General features: G+C 50.2%; 20 protein-coding genes. 15 read left to right on the top strand and 5 right to left on the bottom strand.

Features of this window, described 5'->3' with window-relative positions; genetic code table 11:
* Positions 1-25: 25 nt before the first annotated feature.
* Positions 26-952 carry an ABC transporter ATP-binding protein gene (locus BM412_RS29835; protein WP_091225358.1) on the top strand — a complete coding sequence of 309 codons (927 nt, stop codon included), beginning with the start codon at positions 26-28 and terminating at the stop codon, positions 950-952.
* Positions 945-1,670 carry an ABC transporter permease gene (locus BM412_RS29830; RefSeq protein ID WP_091225357.1) on the top strand — a complete coding sequence of 242 codons (726 nt, stop codon included), beginning with the start codon at positions 945-947 and terminating at the stop codon, positions 1,668-1,670. Before BM412_RS29835 ends, BM412_RS29830 begins: the two co-directional genes overlap by 8 nt.
* A 375-nt stretch (positions 1,671-2,045) precedes the next feature.
* On the opposite strand, the gene BM412_RS29825 is transcribed toward BM412_RS29830, so the two are convergent.
* The gene (locus BM412_RS29825) at positions 2,046-2,933 is read right to left on the bottom strand and encodes an AraC family transcriptional regulator (protein ID WP_091225356.1); all 888 of its coding nucleotides are present in this window, start codon (positions 2,931-2,933) and stop codon (positions 2,046-2,048) included.
* 265 nt (positions 2,934-3,198) lie between these two features.
* Between BM412_RS29825 and BM412_RS29820 the strand changes: the two genes are divergently transcribed.
* The 5 genes from BM412_RS29820 to BM412_RS29800 all read left to right on the top strand — a co-directional run bounded on the left by BM412_RS29820 (position 3,199) and on the right by BM412_RS29800 (position 9,739).
* Positions 3,199-4,650: a HEAT repeat domain-containing protein gene (locus tag BM412_RS29820; RefSeq protein ID WP_256256668.1), complete on the top strand. Its 1,452-nt coding sequence runs from the start codon at positions 3,199-3,201 to the stop codon at positions 4,648-4,650.
* A gap of 44 nt (positions 4,651-4,694) precedes the next feature.
* On the top strand, positions 4,695-5,792 hold the full coding sequence (locus BM412_RS29815; RefSeq protein ID WP_091225355.1) for a mandelate racemase/muconate lactonizing enzyme family protein: 1,098 nt from the start codon (positions 4,695-4,697) through the stop codon (positions 5,790-5,792).
* 172 nt (positions 5,793-5,964) lie between these two features.
* Positions 5,965-7,146: a SulP family inorganic anion transporter gene (locus BM412_RS29810; protein WP_256256667.1), complete on the top strand. Its 1,182-nt coding sequence runs from the start codon at positions 5,965-5,967 to the stop codon at positions 7,144-7,146.
* Between the two features lie 71 nt (positions 7,147-7,217).
* Positions 7,218-8,117, top strand: a complete 900-nt coding sequence (locus BM412_RS29805; RefSeq protein ID WP_091225354.1) for an AraC family transcriptional regulator — start codon at positions 7,218-7,220, stop codon at positions 8,115-8,117.
* Between the two features lie 113 nt (positions 8,118-8,230).
* A complete protein-coding gene (locus BM412_RS29800) occupies positions 8,231-9,739 on the top strand; it encodes an alpha-glucosidase/alpha-galactosidase (RefSeq protein ID WP_091225353.1) in 1,509 nt (502 codons plus the stop codon).
* A gap of 58 nt (positions 9,740-9,797) precedes the next feature.
* On the opposite strand, the gene BM412_RS29795 is transcribed toward BM412_RS29800, so the two are convergent.
* The 4 genes from BM412_RS29795 to BM412_RS29780 form a co-directional block, all read right to left on the bottom strand.
* The gene (locus BM412_RS29795; RefSeq protein WP_091225456.1) at positions 9,798-10,574 is read right to left on the bottom strand and encodes a pirin family protein; all 777 of its coding nucleotides are present in this window, start codon (positions 10,572-10,574) and stop codon (positions 9,798-9,800) included.
* A 52-nt stretch (positions 10,575-10,626) separates the two neighbouring features.
* The gene (locus tag BM412_RS29790) at positions 10,627-11,019 is read right to left on the bottom strand and encodes a DoxX family protein (protein ID WP_091225352.1); all 393 of its coding nucleotides are present in this window, start codon (positions 11,017-11,019) and stop codon (positions 10,627-10,629) included.
* Between the two features lie 81 nt (positions 11,020-11,100).
* Positions 11,101-11,544 carry a MarR family winged helix-turn-helix transcriptional regulator gene (locus BM412_RS29785; RefSeq protein WP_091225351.1) on the bottom strand — a complete coding sequence of 148 codons (444 nt, stop codon included), beginning with the start codon at positions 11,542-11,544 and terminating at the stop codon, positions 11,101-11,103.
* Between the two features lie 240 nt (positions 11,545-11,784).
* Entirely contained in the window at positions 11,785-12,525 is a 741-nt protein-coding gene (locus BM412_RS29780) for a hypothetical protein (RefSeq protein WP_091225350.1), read from the bottom strand.
* A 350-nt stretch (positions 12,526-12,875) separates the two neighbouring features.
* On the opposite strand from BM412_RS29780, the gene coxB reads away from it, so the two are divergent.
* From coxB to BM412_RS29740, 8 genes are all read left to right on the top strand, one after another.
* Complete coding sequence (coxB, locus tag BM412_RS29775; RefSeq protein WP_091225349.1) at positions 12,876-13,919, top strand: cytochrome c oxidase subunit II; 1,044 nt, start codon at positions 12,876-12,878, stop codon at positions 13,917-13,919.
* Between the two features lie 68 nt (positions 13,920-13,987).
* Positions 13,988-15,841 (top strand): cytochrome c oxidase subunit I, encoded by a 1,854-nt coding sequence (ctaD, locus tag BM412_RS29770; protein WP_177246164.1) that lies wholly within the window; start codon positions 13,988-13,990, stop codon positions 15,839-15,841.
* Complete coding sequence (locus BM412_RS29765) at positions 15,838-16,458, top strand: cytochrome (ubi)quinol oxidase subunit III (protein ID WP_091225347.1); 621 nt, start codon at positions 15,838-15,840, stop codon at positions 16,456-16,458. The genes ctaD and BM412_RS29765 overlap by 4 nt, the downstream gene beginning before the upstream one ends.
* A 3-nt stretch (positions 16,459-16,461) precedes the next feature.
* Positions 16,462-16,776: a cytochrome C oxidase subunit IV family protein gene (locus tag BM412_RS29760; RefSeq protein WP_091225346.1), complete on the top strand. Its 315-nt coding sequence runs from the start codon at positions 16,462-16,464 to the stop codon at positions 16,774-16,776.
* 67 nt (positions 16,777-16,843) lie between these two features.
* Positions 16,844-17,761, top strand: coding sequence for a cytochrome c oxidase assembly factor CtaG (gene ctaG / locus BM412_RS29755; RefSeq protein WP_371264877.1), 918 nt, complete (start codon positions 16,844-16,846; stop codon positions 17,759-17,761).
* 39 nt (positions 17,762-17,800) lie between these two features.
* Positions 17,801-18,265, top strand: coding sequence for a DUF420 domain-containing protein (locus BM412_RS29750; protein WP_091225344.1), 465 nt, complete (start codon positions 17,801-17,803; stop codon positions 18,263-18,265).
* A 138-nt stretch (positions 18,266-18,403) separates the two neighbouring features.
* A complete protein-coding gene (locus tag BM412_RS29745; protein ID WP_091225343.1) occupies positions 18,404-19,444 on the top strand; it encodes an aldose 1-epimerase family protein in 1,041 nt (346 codons plus the stop codon).
* Positions 19,445-19,478: 34 nt separating this feature from the next.
* The gene (locus BM412_RS29740; RefSeq protein WP_256256664.1) at positions 19,479-20,228 is read left to right on the top strand and encodes a DeoR/GlpR family DNA-binding transcription regulator; all 750 of its coding nucleotides are present in this window, start codon (positions 19,479-19,481) and stop codon (positions 20,226-20,228) included.
* Positions 20,229-20,325: the final 97 nt, after the last annotated feature.

The raw sequence follows: 20,325 nt of genomic DNA, 5'->3' as shown, positions 1-20,325 counted from the left end.
TAGACAAAAGGAGTGTATCAAGGAAATGAATCAGCCAATCCTGCAGGTCCGCGGACTTTGCAAACATTATAAAGGAGTTAAAGCCGTGAACGGCATTGATATGACGTTAATGCCCGGAGATATCTACGGCTTTCTCGGACAGAACGGGGCTGGCAAAACGACGGCTATCCGTATGATGATGGGACTCATTCAGCCGACGGCGGGATCTGTCGAGCTGCTTGGGGAACGCATTGGGAAAGGCCGTAATGCCGTGCTGCGCAAAGTGGGCTCCGTTATTGAATATCCCGGCTTTTATCCGAATTTAACGGCAATCCAGAACCTGGATATTCATCGCAAAATGATGGGGGTTCGCGGTCAAGATGCGGTGGAGGATGCGCTCCATACGACAGGTTTATGGGAGGCCAGAAACCGCAGGGCGGCCGACTTCTCCCTCGGTATGAAGCAGCGTCTGGGCATTGCCCGAGCGATTCTTCACAGTCCGGAGATGCTTATTCTGGATGAACCGACCAATGGCCTTGATCCTATGGGGATTAAAGAAATTCGGCTGCTGATTCAAGAGCTCGCGCAGAAACGGAAAATTACGATTCTCGTTTCCAGCCATATTCTGAGTGAAGTGGAGCAGCTGGCGACGAAAGTCGGCATCATCCATCGCGGCGTCATGTTGGAGGAGTCGACTATGGATGCTCTTAAGGAGCGTAACCGCCACTATATTAGTCTGCAAGTGGATCAACAGGAGAAATCAATGGAGCTGTTAGTGTCGGAGATGGGCATTCGTGATTGCCGACTGGATGAGAACGGCTGGCTCCGTGTTTACGATGACGGGCTGGTGCCGGGCGAGATGAACCGACTGCTCGTGAAGGAAGGCATTCTTGTAAACAGTCTTTCCGCAATGAAGGATTCGCTCGAAGACTACTTTGTGCGACTTGTGGAAGGAGGTGCGGCCCGTGCTTAATCTCATTGCCTGTGAATGGCTCAAGTGGCGTAATTCCCGCATGCTTTGGTTGGTTCTGCTTGGCGCGCTGCTCCCGGGAGCACTCGGATTCTTCATACAACTGAACAATTCGGGGGCCTTCGAGTGGGGGAATTTGTTCGAGAATAACTTGTTTATTTTGACGATGCTGATGTGTCCGGCCTTATTTGCTTTATTGGGCGGTTACTTATTCGCAAGGGAGTTCCAAGAGCGTACCGTAAACAACCTATTGACGGGGCCGCATTCGCGTAACCAGGTGCTGACTGCCAAGTTTATCATCGCCATTCCGGTACTGTTTTCGGTTATCCTGCTATCGTTCCTGCTTACCTTTGGTACAGGCTTCTTGTTTACTAGCGAAATGCCGACCTTGGCTGTCATTGGCGAAGCAATCGGGAAATATGGCTTGCTCTTCGTCCTGGAGTACGCTTTACTGCCGATTGCTGCTGCGGTAGCCCTATTGTGGCGCAGTTATATTCCGGCGATGGGTCTTGGCGTCTTTGCCGTCGTATCGGAGCTCACCATTATGCAGTCCAGATTCATTATGTATTATCCGTGGAGTGTGCCGCTGAATCTGGTTACCCATGCAGCACCTGATTATAACAATGTTTCACTCGGTGTGACGACGATGCTGATTGCCTTCTTCGTTCCGCTTCTCTTTATTGCCTGGTATTTCCGCAGATCGGATGTACACAGCGGTTAAGTATTGTTGTACTACTTGCTTACTTGCCCGCGTCTACAATAGTCTGGACCGGATTGTTAGATAGAATCCCTTGCTAAGGAAGAAGGGATGCGTTCTAACGGTTGCCAGAAACCTTATTTGTCCTTATATAAGCGGAAACCCTACTTTAATTACGAAATAGCCTCTCTGGCAACCGTTACAATTGTGAGACGCAGATAAAGGGAGATTAGGCGCACTGGCAACCTTTAGACTTCGGGAGCGACATTCTCGGGCAGCCTCCAATAGAAGCGATGGAACTGAACCATCATAAATGAAAAAAGAAACCCGTCATTAAGAAAAAGTGGGTTTCTCTACACTCTGAGGCCTGGCAGTGCATACACTGCCAGGCTATTTGTTTTAAAGCAGGATTTTGCTTGAGGCTTCGGATTCTCGGTAGGTCTGAGGCGACACGCCGACATATTTGCTGAACATTCTGGAGAAGTAGTGAACGGAATTGAAATGGTATTTGTCCGCGATCTGCATAACGCTCAAATTGGAAGAGCTCAGATCTTCCCTTGCTCTGTTAATGCGGAATTGATTGATGTACTGAATCGGCGATAAACCGGTTGTTTTCTTGAACAGCTCGAAGAAGTAACCCCGGCTTACGCCAAGCGACTCCGAGTAGTTCTCTAAATCGATCGCATGGCCATTGATTAAATCCACCTCAATGCGTGCGAGCAGTTTGCCGATCCGCGGGTCCGGGATATGTTTCTCTTGCAGCGAGTAGGTTAGGAAATGATTGATGAATACGGCAAAATGGCTCTGAGCTGCCATGCTCCGCAGGAAGGTTCGCTCTGTCGTGTGCTCGCTCGAAATAAAGCTCCTCTGCAGCAGGTCAGTCCAATTGAGCAGGGATGCGCTAATCGAGGAGATTTCCGGAAGCGGGTAAGGGAACGCCTCGCCCACCAGTTCGGTTCGCAGCTGTGCAAAGTCATAGCATAGCGGCGCGGCGTGATCTTTAAACACTTCGGTTCTGTCTACATAGTGCCAATCGAAATAGCAGCACACATGAACGAGCGGGTCCGTGGCGTCCGCAATCCAATCGTGAGGCTGCCCGGCTTCCATGTAAACCATCATGCCCGGAAGTGCTTCGTATTGCTTCCCGCGCAAACCGAAGATGCCTTTCCCTTCCGTCACGATATAGATGGAGCTCGAATAGACGTATCGGTTATTGCTGGTCTGTCCGCGATAGAAGGCATATTTGGTCGCGTAATAGACATAAGGATGGAACTTGCTGAAATCCATGGCTGGTAGGGTACCTCCTTTATTGTATACGGGATGATTGGACTCAAATATACCTGACTATTGTGCAACTGGATGACTGTATGCTAAATACAAAACTCTTCTTCTCGTTTACATTAAATATAACACAATAACTTACGAATGAAGGAGCTGCATCACCGTGCACAATGAAATGAATTTGCTAAGCGACGAGCAGATAATCTCATTTATAACCAATGGATTCGTGGTTTTACACAATGAATTACCGTCGGCGCTGCATCAGAATGTAATGAAACAAATCGACTACGTGCTGCAAAATGAAGGCAATCCGGGCAATAATATTTTGCCGCGCGTGCCTGATATCCAGCGATTCTTTGATACTCCGACTGTAAAAGGAGCACTGACAAGCGTACTCGGACCTGACTATTATATGCATCCTCACCGCCATATGCATTACAATCAGCCGGGAAATCAAGCGCCGGGCGGAGGGCAGTGGCACAAGGACGGCTACTGGTCCTCGATGCGCAGCCATCGTCCTTGGTGGGTCATGATGTTCTACTACACGCAGGACATTACCGAAGAAATGGGACCGACCGCTATTATGCCCGGCTCCCAATACAACGAGAAATTCCCCAATGAAGCCGTCATATTGCCTACCGGAAAAGCGGGGACGATCGCATTGGTCCATTTTGATATCTGGCATAAAGCATCGCTCAATACTTCGAATCTCGATCGTTACATGTTGAAGTTTCAATTTGTACGCTTGCAGGCTCCGCAGTCGCCAAGCTGGAATCATACGAACGGTACGCCGGCGTTTCCGGTTGAAGCGCCGTCAGCGCATCTGAATTTATGGCATGACGCATGGAACTGGCTCAGAGGGGAGAAGAGCTTTAAGCCTGTCATTACCGGTAACGAAGATGAGGTACAGGCTCTGATTGAAGAGCTGGCGAGCGAAGACGCCATTCGCCGCGGACGCGCTGCCGACGAGCTGGGGCTAATGGGCGAAGCGGCGTCAGCTGCAGCATCGAAGCTTGCAGCGCTGATTTCCGATACAGTCGAAGATGTGGCTTTGAACGCCGTATATGCGCTGGGTCATATCGGATCGGCCGGGATGCAGGTGCTGCTCACCACGCTGAAGGAAGGATCCAAATTAACTGCACAGCGTGCAGCCTATGGCCTTCAAGCGGCAGGTGCCGCGGCGGTGCCGAGTCTCATCGATGTTCTTCAGCATGCAGAGGAGAATAGCAGAGCCCTTGCCGCTTTCGTACTCGGCATGGCTGGCATACAGGCCGAGCCTGCGGTACCGGCCTTAATAGCCGCGCTCGCCGATGCCAGTGAATGGGTTCGCCGCAACGCTGTCGAATCGCTCGGGATGATTGGCGGGGCGATTGAGCTTGCAATACCTGCTCTCGTTCGCGTCATGGAGGAAGCGGTCGAGCAGGAGCATTCGGAGAATGAAACTGCAGGCAACGGCGACTATTATGTACACAACCAGGATTATATCAAGAACAAAATCGGTTATACGGCAGCGTTATCCTTGCTTCGCATCGGGAAGCTCGGTGATCCGGACCTCGTAGTAACCGGCCTGCAAACCGGGCTGCTGAGCTCGGACCGCTATACACGTGCCTATGCTTTCGAAGCGTTGACCGCCATTCGAACGGACAAGGCAGTTGATGTACTGATTTCCCAATATCGCGCGGCACGCTGGTGTCCGGATACGCACAAGGCAAGCACATTCTAAGCGAACGAGAAACTAATAATCCCATATAACCGGAGGACAACCCGATGAAAATTGTTAGCGCGCAAAGCTTTATCCTTCATGTACCGATCACACCGCCGATTACCGATGCGATCAACGTAGCGACTCATTGGGGCGTAACGGGAATCAAGATTCAAACGGATGAAGGCATTACGGGGTATGGTTATACCGGTACGACTGCGAAAGGCGACGAGATGATTGCGGATACGATCGATCGTTACTATGCACCTGTGCTGATTGGCAAGGATCCGACGATGATCAAACAAATCTGGGACGAGCTTCGGTTTGGACCGATGCACTGGATCGGTCGGGCCGGCATTACCCATATGGCGCTCGCAGCCGTTGATATCGCGCTCTGGGATATCGTATCCAAGGCGGCGAATTTGCCGCTCTGGAAGTATCTCGGCGGACATAAGCCGGAGAAAATCAAAGCCTACAATACGAATGGCGGCTGGCTGAACTGGAGCAAGGAACGTCTGCTCTCTGATATTGCGGGCATTGTCGATCAAGGGTTTACGGCCGTGAAGATGAAGGTCGGGAAACCGGATCCGCGCGAGGATTTTGATCGTGTGCAAGCGGTACGCAAAGCCATTGGCGATGATATCGGCTTGATGATCGACGTGAATCAGCAGTGGAATATAACGACGGCTATGACTTGGGGCAAGAAGCTGGAGCAATTTGATCTCATGTGGCTGGAAGAGCCGCTCAATCCGGATGATGTGGCCGGCCACCGCAAATTGGCGGATGAATTGAATGTGCCGATTGCGCTCGGCGAACATGTCTACAATAAATATGCGTTCCGTGACTACATTCACCAAGGCGCGGTTGAATACGTGCAGGTAGACGTGACACGTGTAGCCGGCGTTACGGAATGGCTGCAGGTTGCCGGCCTTGCGGCGGCGTACGATTTGCCAATATGCCCGCATGTCGGCGATATGGGCCAAATCCATCAGCATTTGGTCGCTTCCACTTCTAATGCGATTATGCTGGAGTACATCCCGTGGATTCGCCATATTTTCGAAGAGCCTGCTACTGTAGTGGATGGTTTCTACACGCTTCCGCAGCAGCCCGGCGCTTCGACGACGATTCTCCCGCGTTATTTTGACGAATATCGGATTCGTTAATTCCGACTTCGTCCGTAAGCTGCGCCTTTCTTCGAAAGGTGCCGGCTTGCGGACTTTTTTATTTTGGCAGCTACCAAAAAAGAACGTTGACCGTCTGAGGAATCGGGGGTTATGCTAACCGATAGAATACCGGAATTTCGGCATCTATATCATAGTTAGAGGTGAACGGTTCGTGAAAGGATCTTGGCGTGACCAATGGACATCGGATGTCAGACTGAATGTGCTTGCCGGCATGACGGCGACACTTGCTTTAATACCGGACTCTTTGGCGTTTTCGTTTATGGCCGGAGTGCCGCCTCAAGTTGGGATTTACGCGACCATATGCATTTTGCTTGTCATTACGTTCTTGGGCGGCAGGCCCGGCATGATTTCGGCGGCTGCCGGCTCCATGTCCGTCCTGATGCTGACGCTGGTGAAGGAGCATGGCATTGCATATTTGTTCGCAGCGACCGTATTAACAGGGGTTATCCAATATTTAATGGGTGTCTTCAAACTTGGAAAAGTGATGCGCTTCGTGCCGCAGCCCGTGTTGACGGGATTCGTAAACGCGCTCGCGATACTGATTTTCCTATCGCAGCTGCGCTATTTGACAGACGCGTCGTTCATGATGTACGTGTTGATCGCGGCAGCGCTCCTCATCATTTATATCCTTCCGCGTTACTTCAAAGCCGTACCTTCGCCGCTCGTGGCAGTGGCTTTGCTGACGGTGCTGGTATGGGCGCTTGGCATCAGCGACGTCACCCGGATCGGGGATATTGCCGCGATCGATGCTTCGCTGCCATCCTTCCTGCTGCCGGATATTCCGTTGACGTGGGAAACGTTCTTCATTATATTGCCGTACTCGCTGTCCCTGGCCGTCGTCGGTTTCACCGAAACGATGCTGACGCAAAACCTGCTGGACGAGATGACAGGCGAGAAGACGGACAAGAACCGAGAAATGCGCGGTCAGGGAATCGCGAATTTCATCGCCGGATTCTTCGGCGGAATGGCAGGCTGCGCGCTTGTTGCGGAGTCTGTGCTTAACGTGAAAATGGGCGGCCGAAACCGACTTTCGGTGCTCGTTGCAGCAGTATTCCTCTTACTGCTTGTTGTCTTGCTTGGCGATCTGCTCGCGCTTATCCCGATGGCCGCCCTAATTGGCATTATGCTGATGGTGTGTATCGCGATTTTCGACTGGAAATCGGTATTCAAAATGCGTTCGGTCCCTGCCAGCGAAACGATTGTCATGGTGGTTACCGTGGTTTCGGTTGTCGTGACACACGACCTAGCGATCGGAGTTATCGTCGGCGTCCTACTCAGTTTCTTGATCGTTCTGCTGCAGAAGTCCTTTAAGCGCGGCTCGCTTGAAGGATAAGCGGAATCTGTCCGTAGTCCCGTAGTCTGTAAGTTTACCCCGATACGCTGATAATGGAGGCGGATGCTTGCATGCGATCTTACAGTTTATATGATCCCTACTTGAGAGAAGGCGGAGATTTCCGCCCGAATATCGTTGCTTACTATTATAAGCAATGGCTCGATTACGATATGGACTTTCATGCTCACGACGCCATTGAATTTATGTACGTGATTTCCGGAACGTGTACGGTGGAGACGATGAGTGACGTGTTTCAGATGCGCAAAGGAGATCTGATTTTATTGGATGCCCGCGTATCGCATAAGCTTATCGTACCGAAAGAAAGTCCGTGCCGGATGCTCAATGTGGAGTTTATATTTACGGATTGCGACGGGATTTATCCCTCTATGAAGCAGCTGGCCCAAGGTCATGAGGCGCTTGTCCAATTGCTGGACCGCAAGGTTAGCACGATCGTGCTTCGCGATCCCAATGAGGTTCATCATACGCTCAAGAGTATCGTCATGGAAATGGATACCGGCGGTGCGCAGCGCCGCAGCATGACACATTTGCTGCTTGCGCAGCTGCTCGTTCGTGTCGCGCGGCTTGCGGCAGAAGAAGCGAAGGATGCTGCCCAAGGGCAGCATCACCGCTATGTGCGGAAGGCAACGGAATATATCCATCAGCATTATGATTGCGATATTCAGGCGAAGGATGTTGCTGCAGCGGTAAGCTTGCATCCGGTGTATTTGCAGCGAATTTTCAAAGCGAATATGCATGTGACGATCACGGAGTATCTGGCCGAGCTGCGCGTGGAGAAAGCCAAGATGCTGCTCGCGCGCTCCGATGTACCGATCATCGATATCGCCGATTATATCGGCTTGAACAGCCGGCAATATTTCAGCATGCTGTTTAAGAAAGTGACCGGAATGTCTCCTGCCGCATATCGCAAATCCATCGAAACGATGCAAGGCTTCGATAAGCAGTTGCAATAGTTGACATGCTTGGCGCAATCCGGTTGGATTTGTGGAAACGCATTCTTCGGGCTCCTGCTAGAATGAGGGTAATGAATGTGTATCCTATTCCATCAACCTCAGGAGGGCTTAGCATGTCTTTTAAAGTTGCTTTTATCGGAGCGGGCAGTATCGGATTTACGAGGGGACTGCTGCGTGACTTGCTTGCAGTGCCTGAATTTCGTGACATCGAGCTTGCGTTTACGGACATTAATGCGCACAATTTGGACATGGTGACGCAACTATGCCAACGAGACATTATCGAGAACGGGCTTCATATCCAAATCCATTCGACGACCGACCGCCGCGAAGCGTTAAAGGATGCCAAATACGTGCTTACCGTCGTCCGGATCGGCGGCCTAGAGGCTTTCCAGCATGATGTCGACATTCCGCTAAAATATGGCGTAGACCAATGTGTTGGCGATACGCTCTGCGCAGGCGGAATTATGTATGGCCAGCGCGGGATTGCCGCGATGCTGGACATCTGCAAAGATATCCGCGAGGTAGCCAGACCGGATGTGCTGCTGCTGAACTATGCGAATCCGATGGCGATGCTGACATGGGCATGCAACAAATACGGCGGCGTGAACACAATCGGACTTTGCCACGGCGTTCAAGGCGGCCATCATCAAATTGCGACTGCGTTTGGGCTGAAGAAGCAAGAAGTCGATATTATTTGCGCAGGCATTAATCATCAGACTTGGTATATATCCGTTAAGCATAACGGTGCAGATAAGACAGGCGATGTGCTTGAGGCATTCGAGAACCATCCGGAGTATCAGAAGACGGAGAAGGTGCGCATCGATATGCTGCGCAGATTCGGCTACTACTCTACGGAATCGAACGGGCATCTCAGCGAGTATGTGCCTTGGTACCGCAAACGCGCGGATGAGATTCAGGATTGGATCGATATGGGCGTGTGGATCAATGGGGAAACAGGCGGTTACTTGCGAGTATGTACGGAAGGGCGGAACTGGTTCGAGACCGACTTCCCGAACTGGATGAAAGGCGATCCTTACGTATACAGCCCGGAGAAACGTTCGGAGGAGCACGGTTCCTACATTATTGAAGGCTTGGAGACGGGCCGGTTATACCGCGGACACTTCAATGTCGTGAACAACGGCGTGATCGCGAACCTGCCGAACGATGCCATTATTGAAGCGCCGGGTTATGTCGATGCGAATGGCATCAATATGCCTGTCGTCGGCGACCTGCCTCTTGGCTGCGCGGCCGTGTGCAACGTGAGCATTTCCGTGCAACGACTCGCGGTGGAAGCGGCTGTTCATGGAGACGATAAGCTGCTTCGCCAAGCGATGATGATGGATCCGCTTGTAGGTGCTGTATGTAATCCGAAGGAAATCTGGCAAATGGTCGATGAAATGCTTGTCGCGCAGGAGAAATGGCTGCCGCAATATAGCGCTTCTATCGAGCAAGCGAAGGAGCGCCTCGCTGCAGGCAATCTCATTCCGACACGCCAAGATTATAAAGGCGCGGCCCGTCTCAAAACCAAATCCATTGAAGAAATGCTGGAGGATCGCGAAGCGGCAACTCGTAATGCGGGTGAAGCGGACAAAGCGAAGGAACGTCCGGCGGCAGCGCATTAAATAGATGAAGGGGATCAGAGCTCCGATGGCGCTTTGATCCCCTTTTGATTTAAGCATCTTATCGTTTAGGATAGAGCGGGTAGTCTACATGGCTGGGGACATCAATCAGAATGAGCCGCAGCGGCGTGTCGCCGGTTGCCGTAATGACCGCATCTTGTGCTTCGTCAGCTCGGGTTAAGATAAAATCCTTATGTTTAAACGAAGTATCCTTCGCTTCGTCCGAAGTATACGTCCATGAGCCATCACCGCGAATGGCCAGAGCAGTCAAGGTCCGTCCGCCTGCGATCGGATGGGAATACTGCGCGCCGGGTGCAAGCTCAACATCCCACATGTGCGCATCTGCTGCGATGGAGATTGGCGACCCTTCACCCATGACCGTTTTCTTGGTATATCCATCGCCTTCGGCAATAGGGAAGTCCTCATGTTCGTATTGGTTGTACGTAGGCGGACGTTTAATGGCTTCTTGGATGGATGGCTCGAACCAGATTTGGAAGCCCTCCATGTCCGGCCCGACAAAACGTTCTTCATGGCTGACGCCTGAGCCGGTTTGCATCAGCTGCACGCCGCCGGGACCGATCGTGCTCTTGGTGCCGAGCGTATCGCCGTGTTCCGCTTGGCCGGCTACAACATAGGTCATGATCTCGAACGCTTGGTGAGGATGAAGCGGGATATAGCCCCCTTGTTTCGAATGAGCCCATGCCCAGTAGAACAATGGGCTTACACGTTTCACGACTGAGCCTTCTCCGGAGAAACCGATTGGCTTCTGTTCCGTAATTTTGCCGCCGTCAAATGCGCCGGTAGCTTGAAGTGATGGTCCATATACGAGTGTTTGTATCATAATAATAACCTCCAATGAGTGAATGTATGGTTAAAGGGATCACAATGGATCAACCGCCGATTGCGTACTCGCCTGCGCCGATAAGCGTAACGCCGATTGCAACTGCGATGAGGACAACGTTGTACTCCATGCCATTACCCGTAATCCAGAAGCCGTTTCTGCGATGAACGGCAATGATAGCACCGAGCATTGTAAGGACAATAAGGATAGCAGCTACCGGCAGCCATAAGCCAAGGGCAAAGAGCAAACCGCCGACCAGTTCAGCAAGACCGGCGGCCAGCGCGATCAGAACGCCGGGCTTTAAACCAATCGAATCCATCCAGCCTCCGGTCGCTTTCAGGCCATATCCGCCAAACCAGCCGAACAGCTTCTGCACGCCATGCCCCATAAACGTCAACCCTACAACCAGCCGGATAAGCAACAAGCCCAGTGCAATACTCATGAATGATTTCCTCCATAAAATAAAAATATTAAGTTTCTTAACATTAAGATATCAGAACCGTGCCATTGAAGTTAAGAAGCTCTACGTGAAGCTGTTCTGTGCCGCGATACCGAGTTTCTTCAATAATTGGATCGCTTGTTTCTGTTCTTCGGACGATAAACCGCTGACGGCATTGGAGATAACCTCTCGGTGGCTCGGAAACACATCATCAAGAAATTGTATGCCTTGCTCCGTAATTTCAGCATAGATAACGCGACGATCAGTTGGGCATGCTTTACGATGCGCCAATCCCTTGGCCACAAGTTTGTCGATCACATAAGTGATGTTGCCGCTCGTCATGAGAATCTTCTCGCCAATCTGCTGCAGCGGCTGTTCGCCCTTATGATAAAGGAGCTCGAGAACGCCAAACTCCGTCGGGTTCAAGCCGTGCTTGCGAATATCTTGATGAACATGAGCGCTGACCCACTGATGGGCGCGGGACAATATAATGAAGAGATGCAATTCCTGATCGGATGCGTTGGCCATCATTATCACCTCGAATGCTGAAGTTTTATGTCTTAATACTTAATATCTTAATTTAAAGATAAATCATTTCCGGCTGTTTGTCAAGACTGCCGCATCCGTAATTTGAGCACACTTATATAGGCGGACGAATCCAGTCGCGAATTTTTTCCTTCATTATATAGATGTAATTTTCAACTCGCAAAAGAGGACTGAAACGCGAGCTGCGCTTCAGTCCGGTTATCGATATTGCTTTGATTTTTATTAATGGTTCATGTGAGCGTGAGCTTTGAGCTGGCTTTCGATCGGTGGAGGAACTTCGTCCCCGCCTACGAATTGATGCTTGACCAGCTTATTAAATGAAGAGAGCCATGGCGTGAGGGAATGTCCTGCCCAAGCTTCCTGCGCATATTGCACCATATGATTGTTGAACTCTTTGTTCGCCGAAATATGAACTTCCTGTACAGCCGGCGCCAGCTTGCGGACATGAATGGCAATCGTCTGCTTCAACTCGCCGGAGATTTCATTATGGTCATTGATGGTGAGCGCAGAGTTATAAGGCGTTGCGACCCGCTGGTTGTTCCAATAGGGGCTGCCGTTGTCGACATTATAGACGCCTTCCGTTGTACCGCCGTTATTTTGCTCTTTGGGACCGCCCGTTTTGCGTGTGCCTGTTGCAGTCCAGTCTGTTGTGATCGCTACATAGGCATTCTTATCGGTAAGCATGACGATCGCGCCGGCAACGCCGTTAATATTGGATACATCATTCGAAATGAGGGAGCTGTATTCAAACCAGTCATTGTCGTGCTGTCCCGGCAATCCGCTCATCGTGCCGTACATGCGGCTGCCGAGCATCTTCGGATCGCCTTTCTTCTTGGAGCCATAGTCGAACGTACTGTTCTGAACGTGGCGCTCATAGTTACAGCCGCTTAAGGCCATGACGGTTACCATTGCACTGGCTGCAATCAAAATGAGAAATAAACGATAAGCTGCTCGCTTTTTCATTAAGGGTAGCTCCTTTCATTAACCTAGCTTTAGGATGGGCTAGCGGGAAACAAATATGCATGCTATTTCGATACATAAAGAACCATGGTTTTTGCACACAATGTAGGATAGACATGGTGGTTCGAAACGGTAAAATGGCAAGCGTCAAAACGCTAAAAATCGGCGATTTTACTGGTATGAGAACAATTTGTGAACACGCCTGGGAACATTGACAAATAGCACCTTCAACTTTATATTTAATAAAGTGATTAGATTGCAGAAGTTGTCTAAACATCTAGGATTTCACGCAGCACAGCCGCTTTTTGCGCCATCTACGGCAGCTGCGAAAACGTAAAAAGTGGGGTTGATTGATGATGAATCGGTGGCACGTTCTAAAACGGCTAATGCCGCTTCTTGCCGGAATGGTGTTGCTGCTGTCAGCTTGCGGACGAGCTGACTTGTCGACGCTTAGACCGCAAGGGCCGGTTGCCGAAGAACAGTACGGACTAATGAAATTAACGATCTGGATCATGATCGGGGTCGTTCTAGTCGTTTTCGCTATTGCAGTTTATGTAATTATTCGCTATCGCCGCCGTCCAGGCGACAAAACGATCCCTGTACAAGTGGAAGGGAACCACAAGCTGGAGATTATCTGGACAGTCATTCCGATTATCCTGCTGATCATCCTCGGTGTTCCAACGGTTAAGTCCGTATTCGGACTTGCGAAGGACTACACGAAGGATCCTGCCGCAATTCAAGTTAAAGTTACGGCTCACCAATATTGGTGGGAGTTCGAATATCCGAACCTTGGCGTGAAGACTGCACAAGAGCTGCTCATTCCAAACGATGCGGTTATCTCGATCGAAGCGAAAACAGCGGACGTGCTTCACTCCTTCTGGATTCCATCGCTAGCTGGTAAAACAGATACGAATCCGGGCGGTAACGTGAACATCATGTACTTTAAAGCACCGAAGACAGGTGTTTACCTAGGTAAATGTGCCGAGCTCTGCGGACCTTCTCACTCCTTGATGGATTTCAAAGTGAAGGTTGTAGACCGCGCTTCATTTGAACGCTGGGTAGCTGCTATGAAGAATCCGGTTGCGCTTCCTGAGAATCAGGAAATTGCGGAACTGCTCAATAAACAATGTTTGTCTTGCCACGCTATTGGTGGTAACGGTGGTCAAATCTATCCGAACCTGACAGGCATCGGAAGCCGTCAATCGGTAGCAGGTATTCTGGTTAACACGGACCAAGCGCAATATGCGAACGAAGGTACGGTTGAAGAGAATCTGAAGAGATGGCTGACAGATCCACAAGAAGTAAAACCAGGCACATTGATGCCTAAGGTTGATCTCACCAAAGAGCAAGTCGATGCCATCTCGAAATACCTGGCAGGCTTGAAGCTAGAATATTAATTACTTACGGAATGAAGGAGGTACCTACTTTGGCTCACGGACATGCGGTTAAACGGTATAGTGGCCTGATGGATTGGCTGACGACCGTTGACCATAAAAAAATCGGCATTCTGTATCTGATATCAGGCGGATTCTTCTTCCTGGTTGGTGGATTGGAAGCACTCCTGATTCGGATTCAGCTATGGAAGCCGTTAAATGATTTCGTAGCGGCGCATACGTTCAACGAATTGCTGACGATGCACGGTACAACAATGATCTTCCTTGCTGCGATGCCGATCATATTCGCCTTAATGAATGCGATCGTACCATTGCAAATCGGAGCACGGGACGTTGCGTTCCCATTCGTTAACGCAATTGGTTTCTGGACATTCTTTGCAGGCGGCGTTCTCCTAAACGTCAGCTGGTTTGCCGGCGGCGCGCCGGATGCAGGGTGGACAGCATACGCACCACTTTCGACATCGACTTATAGTACAACGCACGGTCTCGATTATTATGTTATCGGTCTTCAAATCGCCGGTATCGGAACGTTGGTTGGCGGTATTAACTTCTTGGCAACAATTATTAACATGCGTGCACCGGGAATGAGCTTCATGCGTATGCCAATGTTTACATGGTCTGCGTTCATTACTTCGGCGCTTATCTTGTTCGCTTTCCCTGCACTGACAGTTGGTCTGGTCGCGATGATGTTTGACCGTGTGTTCAGCGGTAACTTCTTCGAACCGACCAACGGCGGTAATGCAGTCCTATGGGAGCATATCTTCTGGATTTTCGGACATCCTGAGGTTTACATCTTGATCCTGCCTGCTTTCGGGGTTATCTCCGAAGTCATCAGCGTATTCTCGCGTAAACGGTTGTTCGGTTACAGCTCCATGGTATTTGCAACGGTCTTGATCGGTTTCTTGGGCTTCATGGTTTGGGCGCATCACATGTTCACAACGGGTCTTGGCCCGGTAGCGAACGCGTTGTTCTCCATTGCAACGATGTTGATCGCGGTTCCGACAGGTATCAAAATCTTCAACTGGCTGTTCACGATGTGGGGCGGTTCGATCCGTTTCACAACGGCAAATCTGTTCGCGGTAGGCTTCGTTCCGACATTCGTAATGGGTGGCGTAACAGGCGTTATGCTTGCAGCAGCACCGGCTGACTTCCAATATCACGATTCCTACTTCGTAGTTGCCCATTTCCACTACGTAATCGTTGGTGGTTTGATCATGGGTCTGTTCGCAGGTCTGTACTACTGGTGGCCTAAGATGTTCGGTCGCATGCTTAACGAGACACTCGGTAAAATCATGTTCTGGACATTCTTTATCGGCTTCCACCTTACATTCTTCGTACAGCATTTCCTTGGTTTGATGGGTATGCCGCGTCGTGTATGGACTTACCTGGACGGCCTCGGCTTCAACAACCTGAATTTGATCAGTACAATCGGCGCAATGCTGATGGGTGTTGGTACGATCATCTTCTTGCTTAACATTGTTATTACTTCAATGAAACCGCGTAATGCAAGCAATGACCCGTGGGAAGACGGCCGTACACTGGAGTGGACGATTCCTTCTCCGGCACCGGAATTCAACTTTGCACAAACTCCGCTCGTTCGCGGATACGATGCTTATTGGAAAGAAAAAATGGAAGGCAAAACAGAAATGGTACCGGCTGAGCCGCTTGGTCCGATTCACATGCCTTCACCATCCATTCTTCCGTTCTTTATGTCCATCGGCTTGTTCATCGCAGGTCTTGGATTCATGTACGCGAAAGGCGATTACGGTACAGGCGCTTGGGCGTATATTCTAAATCATCACATTATCGCTATATTCGGAATGCTGATTACACTTGCATGCATGTTCTTGCGTTCGGTGTATGACGATCATGGCTTCCATATCGAAGTGGATGAGATTCAAGGGAATAAGGGGGTTAAAGCATGAGCGGACATACACACGTAGACGGCCAACTCCCTCATGAGCCGGAAAAAGCAACCCTCGAGGGACGTAATAAAGTTCTTGGTTTCTGGCTGTTCCTAGGCGGTGAAACGGTATTGTTCGGTACGCTGTTCTCGGCGTACCTGGCACTCCGCCATCAAGTCGGCGACGGCAACCCAACTCCGATGGAGTTGTTCGATCTCAAAACCGTTGCAATCGCAACGTTCATCTTGTTAACATCCTCCTTGACTAGCGTGTTCGCGATTCAATCGATGCACACGAACAAAGTAAAGTCGATGATTAACTGGCTGATTATCACCGTTCTCTTCGGTCTTGCTTTCTTGGGCCTGGAGATTTATGAGTTCACGCATTACGTTCACGAAGGACATAAGTTCTCAACCAGCGCATTCAGTACATCGTTCTATACGCTTGTCGGCTTCCACGGTGCTCACGTATTGTTCGGGGTTCTCTGGATTTCGATTCTGATCGCGCAGATCTTCAAAAAAGGTCTAAATGTCGTAACTGCTCCTAAGATATATGTTGCCGGCATGTACTGGCACTTTATCGACGTTGTGTGGGTATTCATCTTCACCGTCGTGTACTTGATGGGAAAGGTGGGCTAACGAATGGCTGGTCAACATTCTGCTGCCGAAGAGAAGAAACACCATAAACATGAAGGTCCTAAGAAGCATATCATTGCTTTTATCTTCTCGATTCTGCTGACTGTCATTGCATTTGCAATGGTAGCTGCAGGCGAGATTAACACTTCGTTTATCTACATCAGTCTTGTTATGATGGCGTTAGTGCAAGTTTTCGTCCAAATGGGCTTCTGGATGCATATGAAAGACCGCGGTCATATTTTCCCGATTGTCGGTATTCTAATGGGTGTGTTCGTCGTATTCACGATTGTCATCATGGCCGAATATTGGGCTTGGTGGTAATACGGTTCTAAATTGAAGAGAGGGAGGTCCTAGTTGGCCCCCTCTTTTGTTGTAAATGTAGGTTGGAATGGAAAGGGGTACCATCATGCTCGGATTGCAATTTTTTAGCTTTGAAGAGTTATGGAGCCCGTGGTTTTTCTTCTTTATGACAGCATTGGTTATTCTCTATTTCTACTTGGCTGGACCTTGGAAGGAAAAACATGCGCCCAATGAACCTCGTGTCAGGGGAATGCAGAAAACATGGTTCGTTACCGGTATGGTGCTGTATTACTTGGCACAAGGCGGGCCGCTTAGTTTGCTAGGACATCTCATGTTCACGTTCCATATGGTGAATATGTCACTATCGTATTTAATTGCTCCGCCGCTATTGCTGCTCGGCATTCCAGGATATATATGGCGTTATGTATTCGCAAGACCGTTCTGGTCGAAGTATCGATCGCTGATGAATCCGATCTTTACGCTGGTTTTGTTTAATATGTTGTTCTCCGTCTATCACGTTCCGGTTGTACATGATTACGTGATGACGCATTTTACGATCCACCGAATCTATTACTTGGTATTACTTGTTACTTCGTTTATGATGTGGTGGCAAATTACTTGCCCGGTACCGGAGTGGAACCGTCTGACGGATGTACGGAAGATGGCCTACATCTTCGCAAGCGGCATGCTGCTTACGCCTGCGTGCGCTCTTATTATTTTCGCCAGCCATACGATGTATGCCACTTATAACGACCCGGAAGTATGGGCGCAAGCGATGGGGTACTGCGTATCCGGTGATCCTAGCGCACTGCTAGCCAACTTTAAGGGACCTACCTTCTTCAATTTAATGGGTCAAAACGAGGATCAGCAGCTTGGCGGAATCGTCATGAAGCTCGTACAGGAAGTCATGTACGGCGCTATCCTGGCCTATGTGTTCTTCCATTGGTATAGGAAAGAGCATGCCGATTCCGATGACGAATTGCCGGACAGTGGCGCGCTCAGCTAGTAAGCAAGTTTGATATTTCATGAATGGACGGGATGCTCCTTGTCACTTTACACATTACTACCTACTATCAGTACTTCCTTTATCGCACTAAGTGCGATTCTTGTTGCGATCGGCTGGAACCTGGCAATTAAGAGAAGGCTTGAGTCTCACAAGAAAGTGATGATTGCAGGCGCTATTTCAGCGCTGCTCTTCTTTATCATCTATGTATCGCGTACGATATTCGTTGGCAATACGGACTGGGGCGGTTCGGATGAGCTTAAGCCCTACTATCTGACTTTCCTATTCTTTCACATCGTGCTTGCAACGGTTGGAGCCGTGTTCGGTCTTACGACGCTTACCCTTGCGTTCAAGGAAAAGTTCGCAAAGCATCGCAAATGGGGACGCATTACGTCAGTCGTATGGTTATGCACGGCAATAACGGGCATCGCCGTATACGTGCTGCTTTACCTATTGTATCCGGGCGGTCATACGAAACCGGTGCTTGACGTTTTGTTCGGCGGTTAATTTGCCGGAGTGTCAAAGCGGTAAATCCTTTATAGGGATTTACCGCTTTTTTGTTCTGTTTACAGACCGGTAGTGAACCAGTAAAATATGTGAATAAGGAACAAATGATGTTTGATTCGAACAGGAGAGTGCGTAACGATGCAGCTGCACGGACAACCATATACACGCAGGGAAATAGAAGCCAGAGTGGGACGAATCGAGCAAATCGGCGGGATTCGCAGGCTGGCGCTGACAGAAGGCAATGAAGCAGGTTCATCGGTGCTGTCTGTTCGAACAGGAGCAGGTTTAGCATTTGATGTGATGCCTGATAAAGGACTTGATATCTCATCCGCATCATTCGGAGGCGGGTCGTTATCATGGCAGTCGGCGAATGGGGACGTGCATCCTTCTCATTATGATGATCAGGGATTAGGCTGGCTTCGCACCGCATCTGGTGGATTGCTGATGACCTGCGGCTTGATTAGCGCGGGATCGCCGAGTCAAGTGGATGGCCGCTCTTATGGTTTGCACGGCAGAGCTCATCATACACCCGCAAGGCAAGTGGTCGCGGAAGGCTGGTGGGAAGGTGACGAGTACGAAATGCGAATCGCAGGTACGGTGGAGGAAACGTCTATGTTCGGCGGGCATCTCCGGCTGAGACGTGAAATTAGGTGCAAGCTTGGCGAGAATCGGGTAACGATCCGCGATGTTGTTGAGAATGCGGGCTTTAAAGCTTGCCCGCATATGATGCTGTATCATGTGAATTTTGGTTATCCGCTGCTGACGGAGCAGTCGCGGATTGATTTTTCGGATGGGGGAAAGGTAGTGCCGCGGGAAGCTGAAGTTCCGGTTGAGGGCTATAACAGCTGGAATGCGCCTGATCCGGAATATGCAGAGCGTGTGTATTATCATGAACTGGCCGAGCAAGCAGGCGGGAAAGCATCTGTAACGATCCATCAGCCGGATTTTCCGATTGCGGCAGCACATTCTGCTCCAATAGACGTTAAACTGAGCTGGAATACGGATACCCTTCCGAAGCTGGTGCAGTGGAAAATGCCCGGTGCCGGCGTTCATGCCCTTGGCATTGAGCCTTCGAACTGCGATGTTGAAGGGATGGAGATGGAACGGCAGCGGGGAAGCTTGGTCATGCTGGAGCCGGGAGCATCGCTAACCTATGAATTGGAATTGACAATTAGCTAAGAGCAGCGCGGAAGGGCGAGTGAACCGGATGACGATGAGTATGAATGAGAGGCAGCAGCAGCTGCTCGGGATGCTGGAGAGCAGCGGCGAGGTGAAGGTAGCCGGACTTAAGGAAACATTCGGAGTAACGGAAATGACGATTCGTCGTGATCTGGAGAAGCTGGAGCTGGCAGGTTATGTGAAGCGTACGTTCGGCGGCGCTATATTGGCATCGAAGGATGTGGCGCTGCAGGATCGGTCCGTCGTCATGACCGAGGAGAAGAATCGAATCGGCCGGGCGGCAGCTGCTTTGGTGACCGAGAACGATTCGATATTTATCGATGGGGGGACTACGACCCTCTATGTCGCGCGGCATTTGAAGCCCGGGATGAACATCACGGTTGTGACGAATGCACTGAATATTGCGCTCGAGCTGCTGGAACGGGGGATCACCACAGTTGTCACGGGCGGTATGGCATTGGAGACGACATCGACGTTAGTAGGTCCGGGAACGGTAGAGGCGATCGGGAAAATGGCGTTTGACCGCGTATTCCTAGGCACTACAGGGATTACGGCAAAACATGGGTTCAGCAACTCCAATATGTACGAGGCTGAAATCAAACGGATGGCGATTGTGCAAGCGACTGAGGTCAATGTCGTAGTCGACCATACGAAATATGGGGCGAAGGAGCTGTTCTCATTCGCTCCGCTGTCCGCCGTCCACCGCGTTATTTGCGATCGGCTGCCGGAACAGCCGCTGGTCGAGGTTTGCCGTGAGCATGGCGTGCAACTGTTGGAAGCCTAGTGGGCGTGCGACATTATTATGTTTGTTTTAAACATTAGTATAGACAGTAATGCGGCGCTCATATAGAATAATGTTATAAACGAACATTATTTGTTCC

Origin of the sequence: Paenibacillus sp. BC26, assembly GCF_900116125.1 — a bacterium.
GTDB classification, from domain to species: Bacteria; Bacillota; Bacilli; order Paenibacillales; family Paenibacillaceae; genus Paenibacillus_Z; species Paenibacillus_Z lignilyticus.
This window is presented reverse-complemented; position numbering and strand designations above follow the sequence as displayed.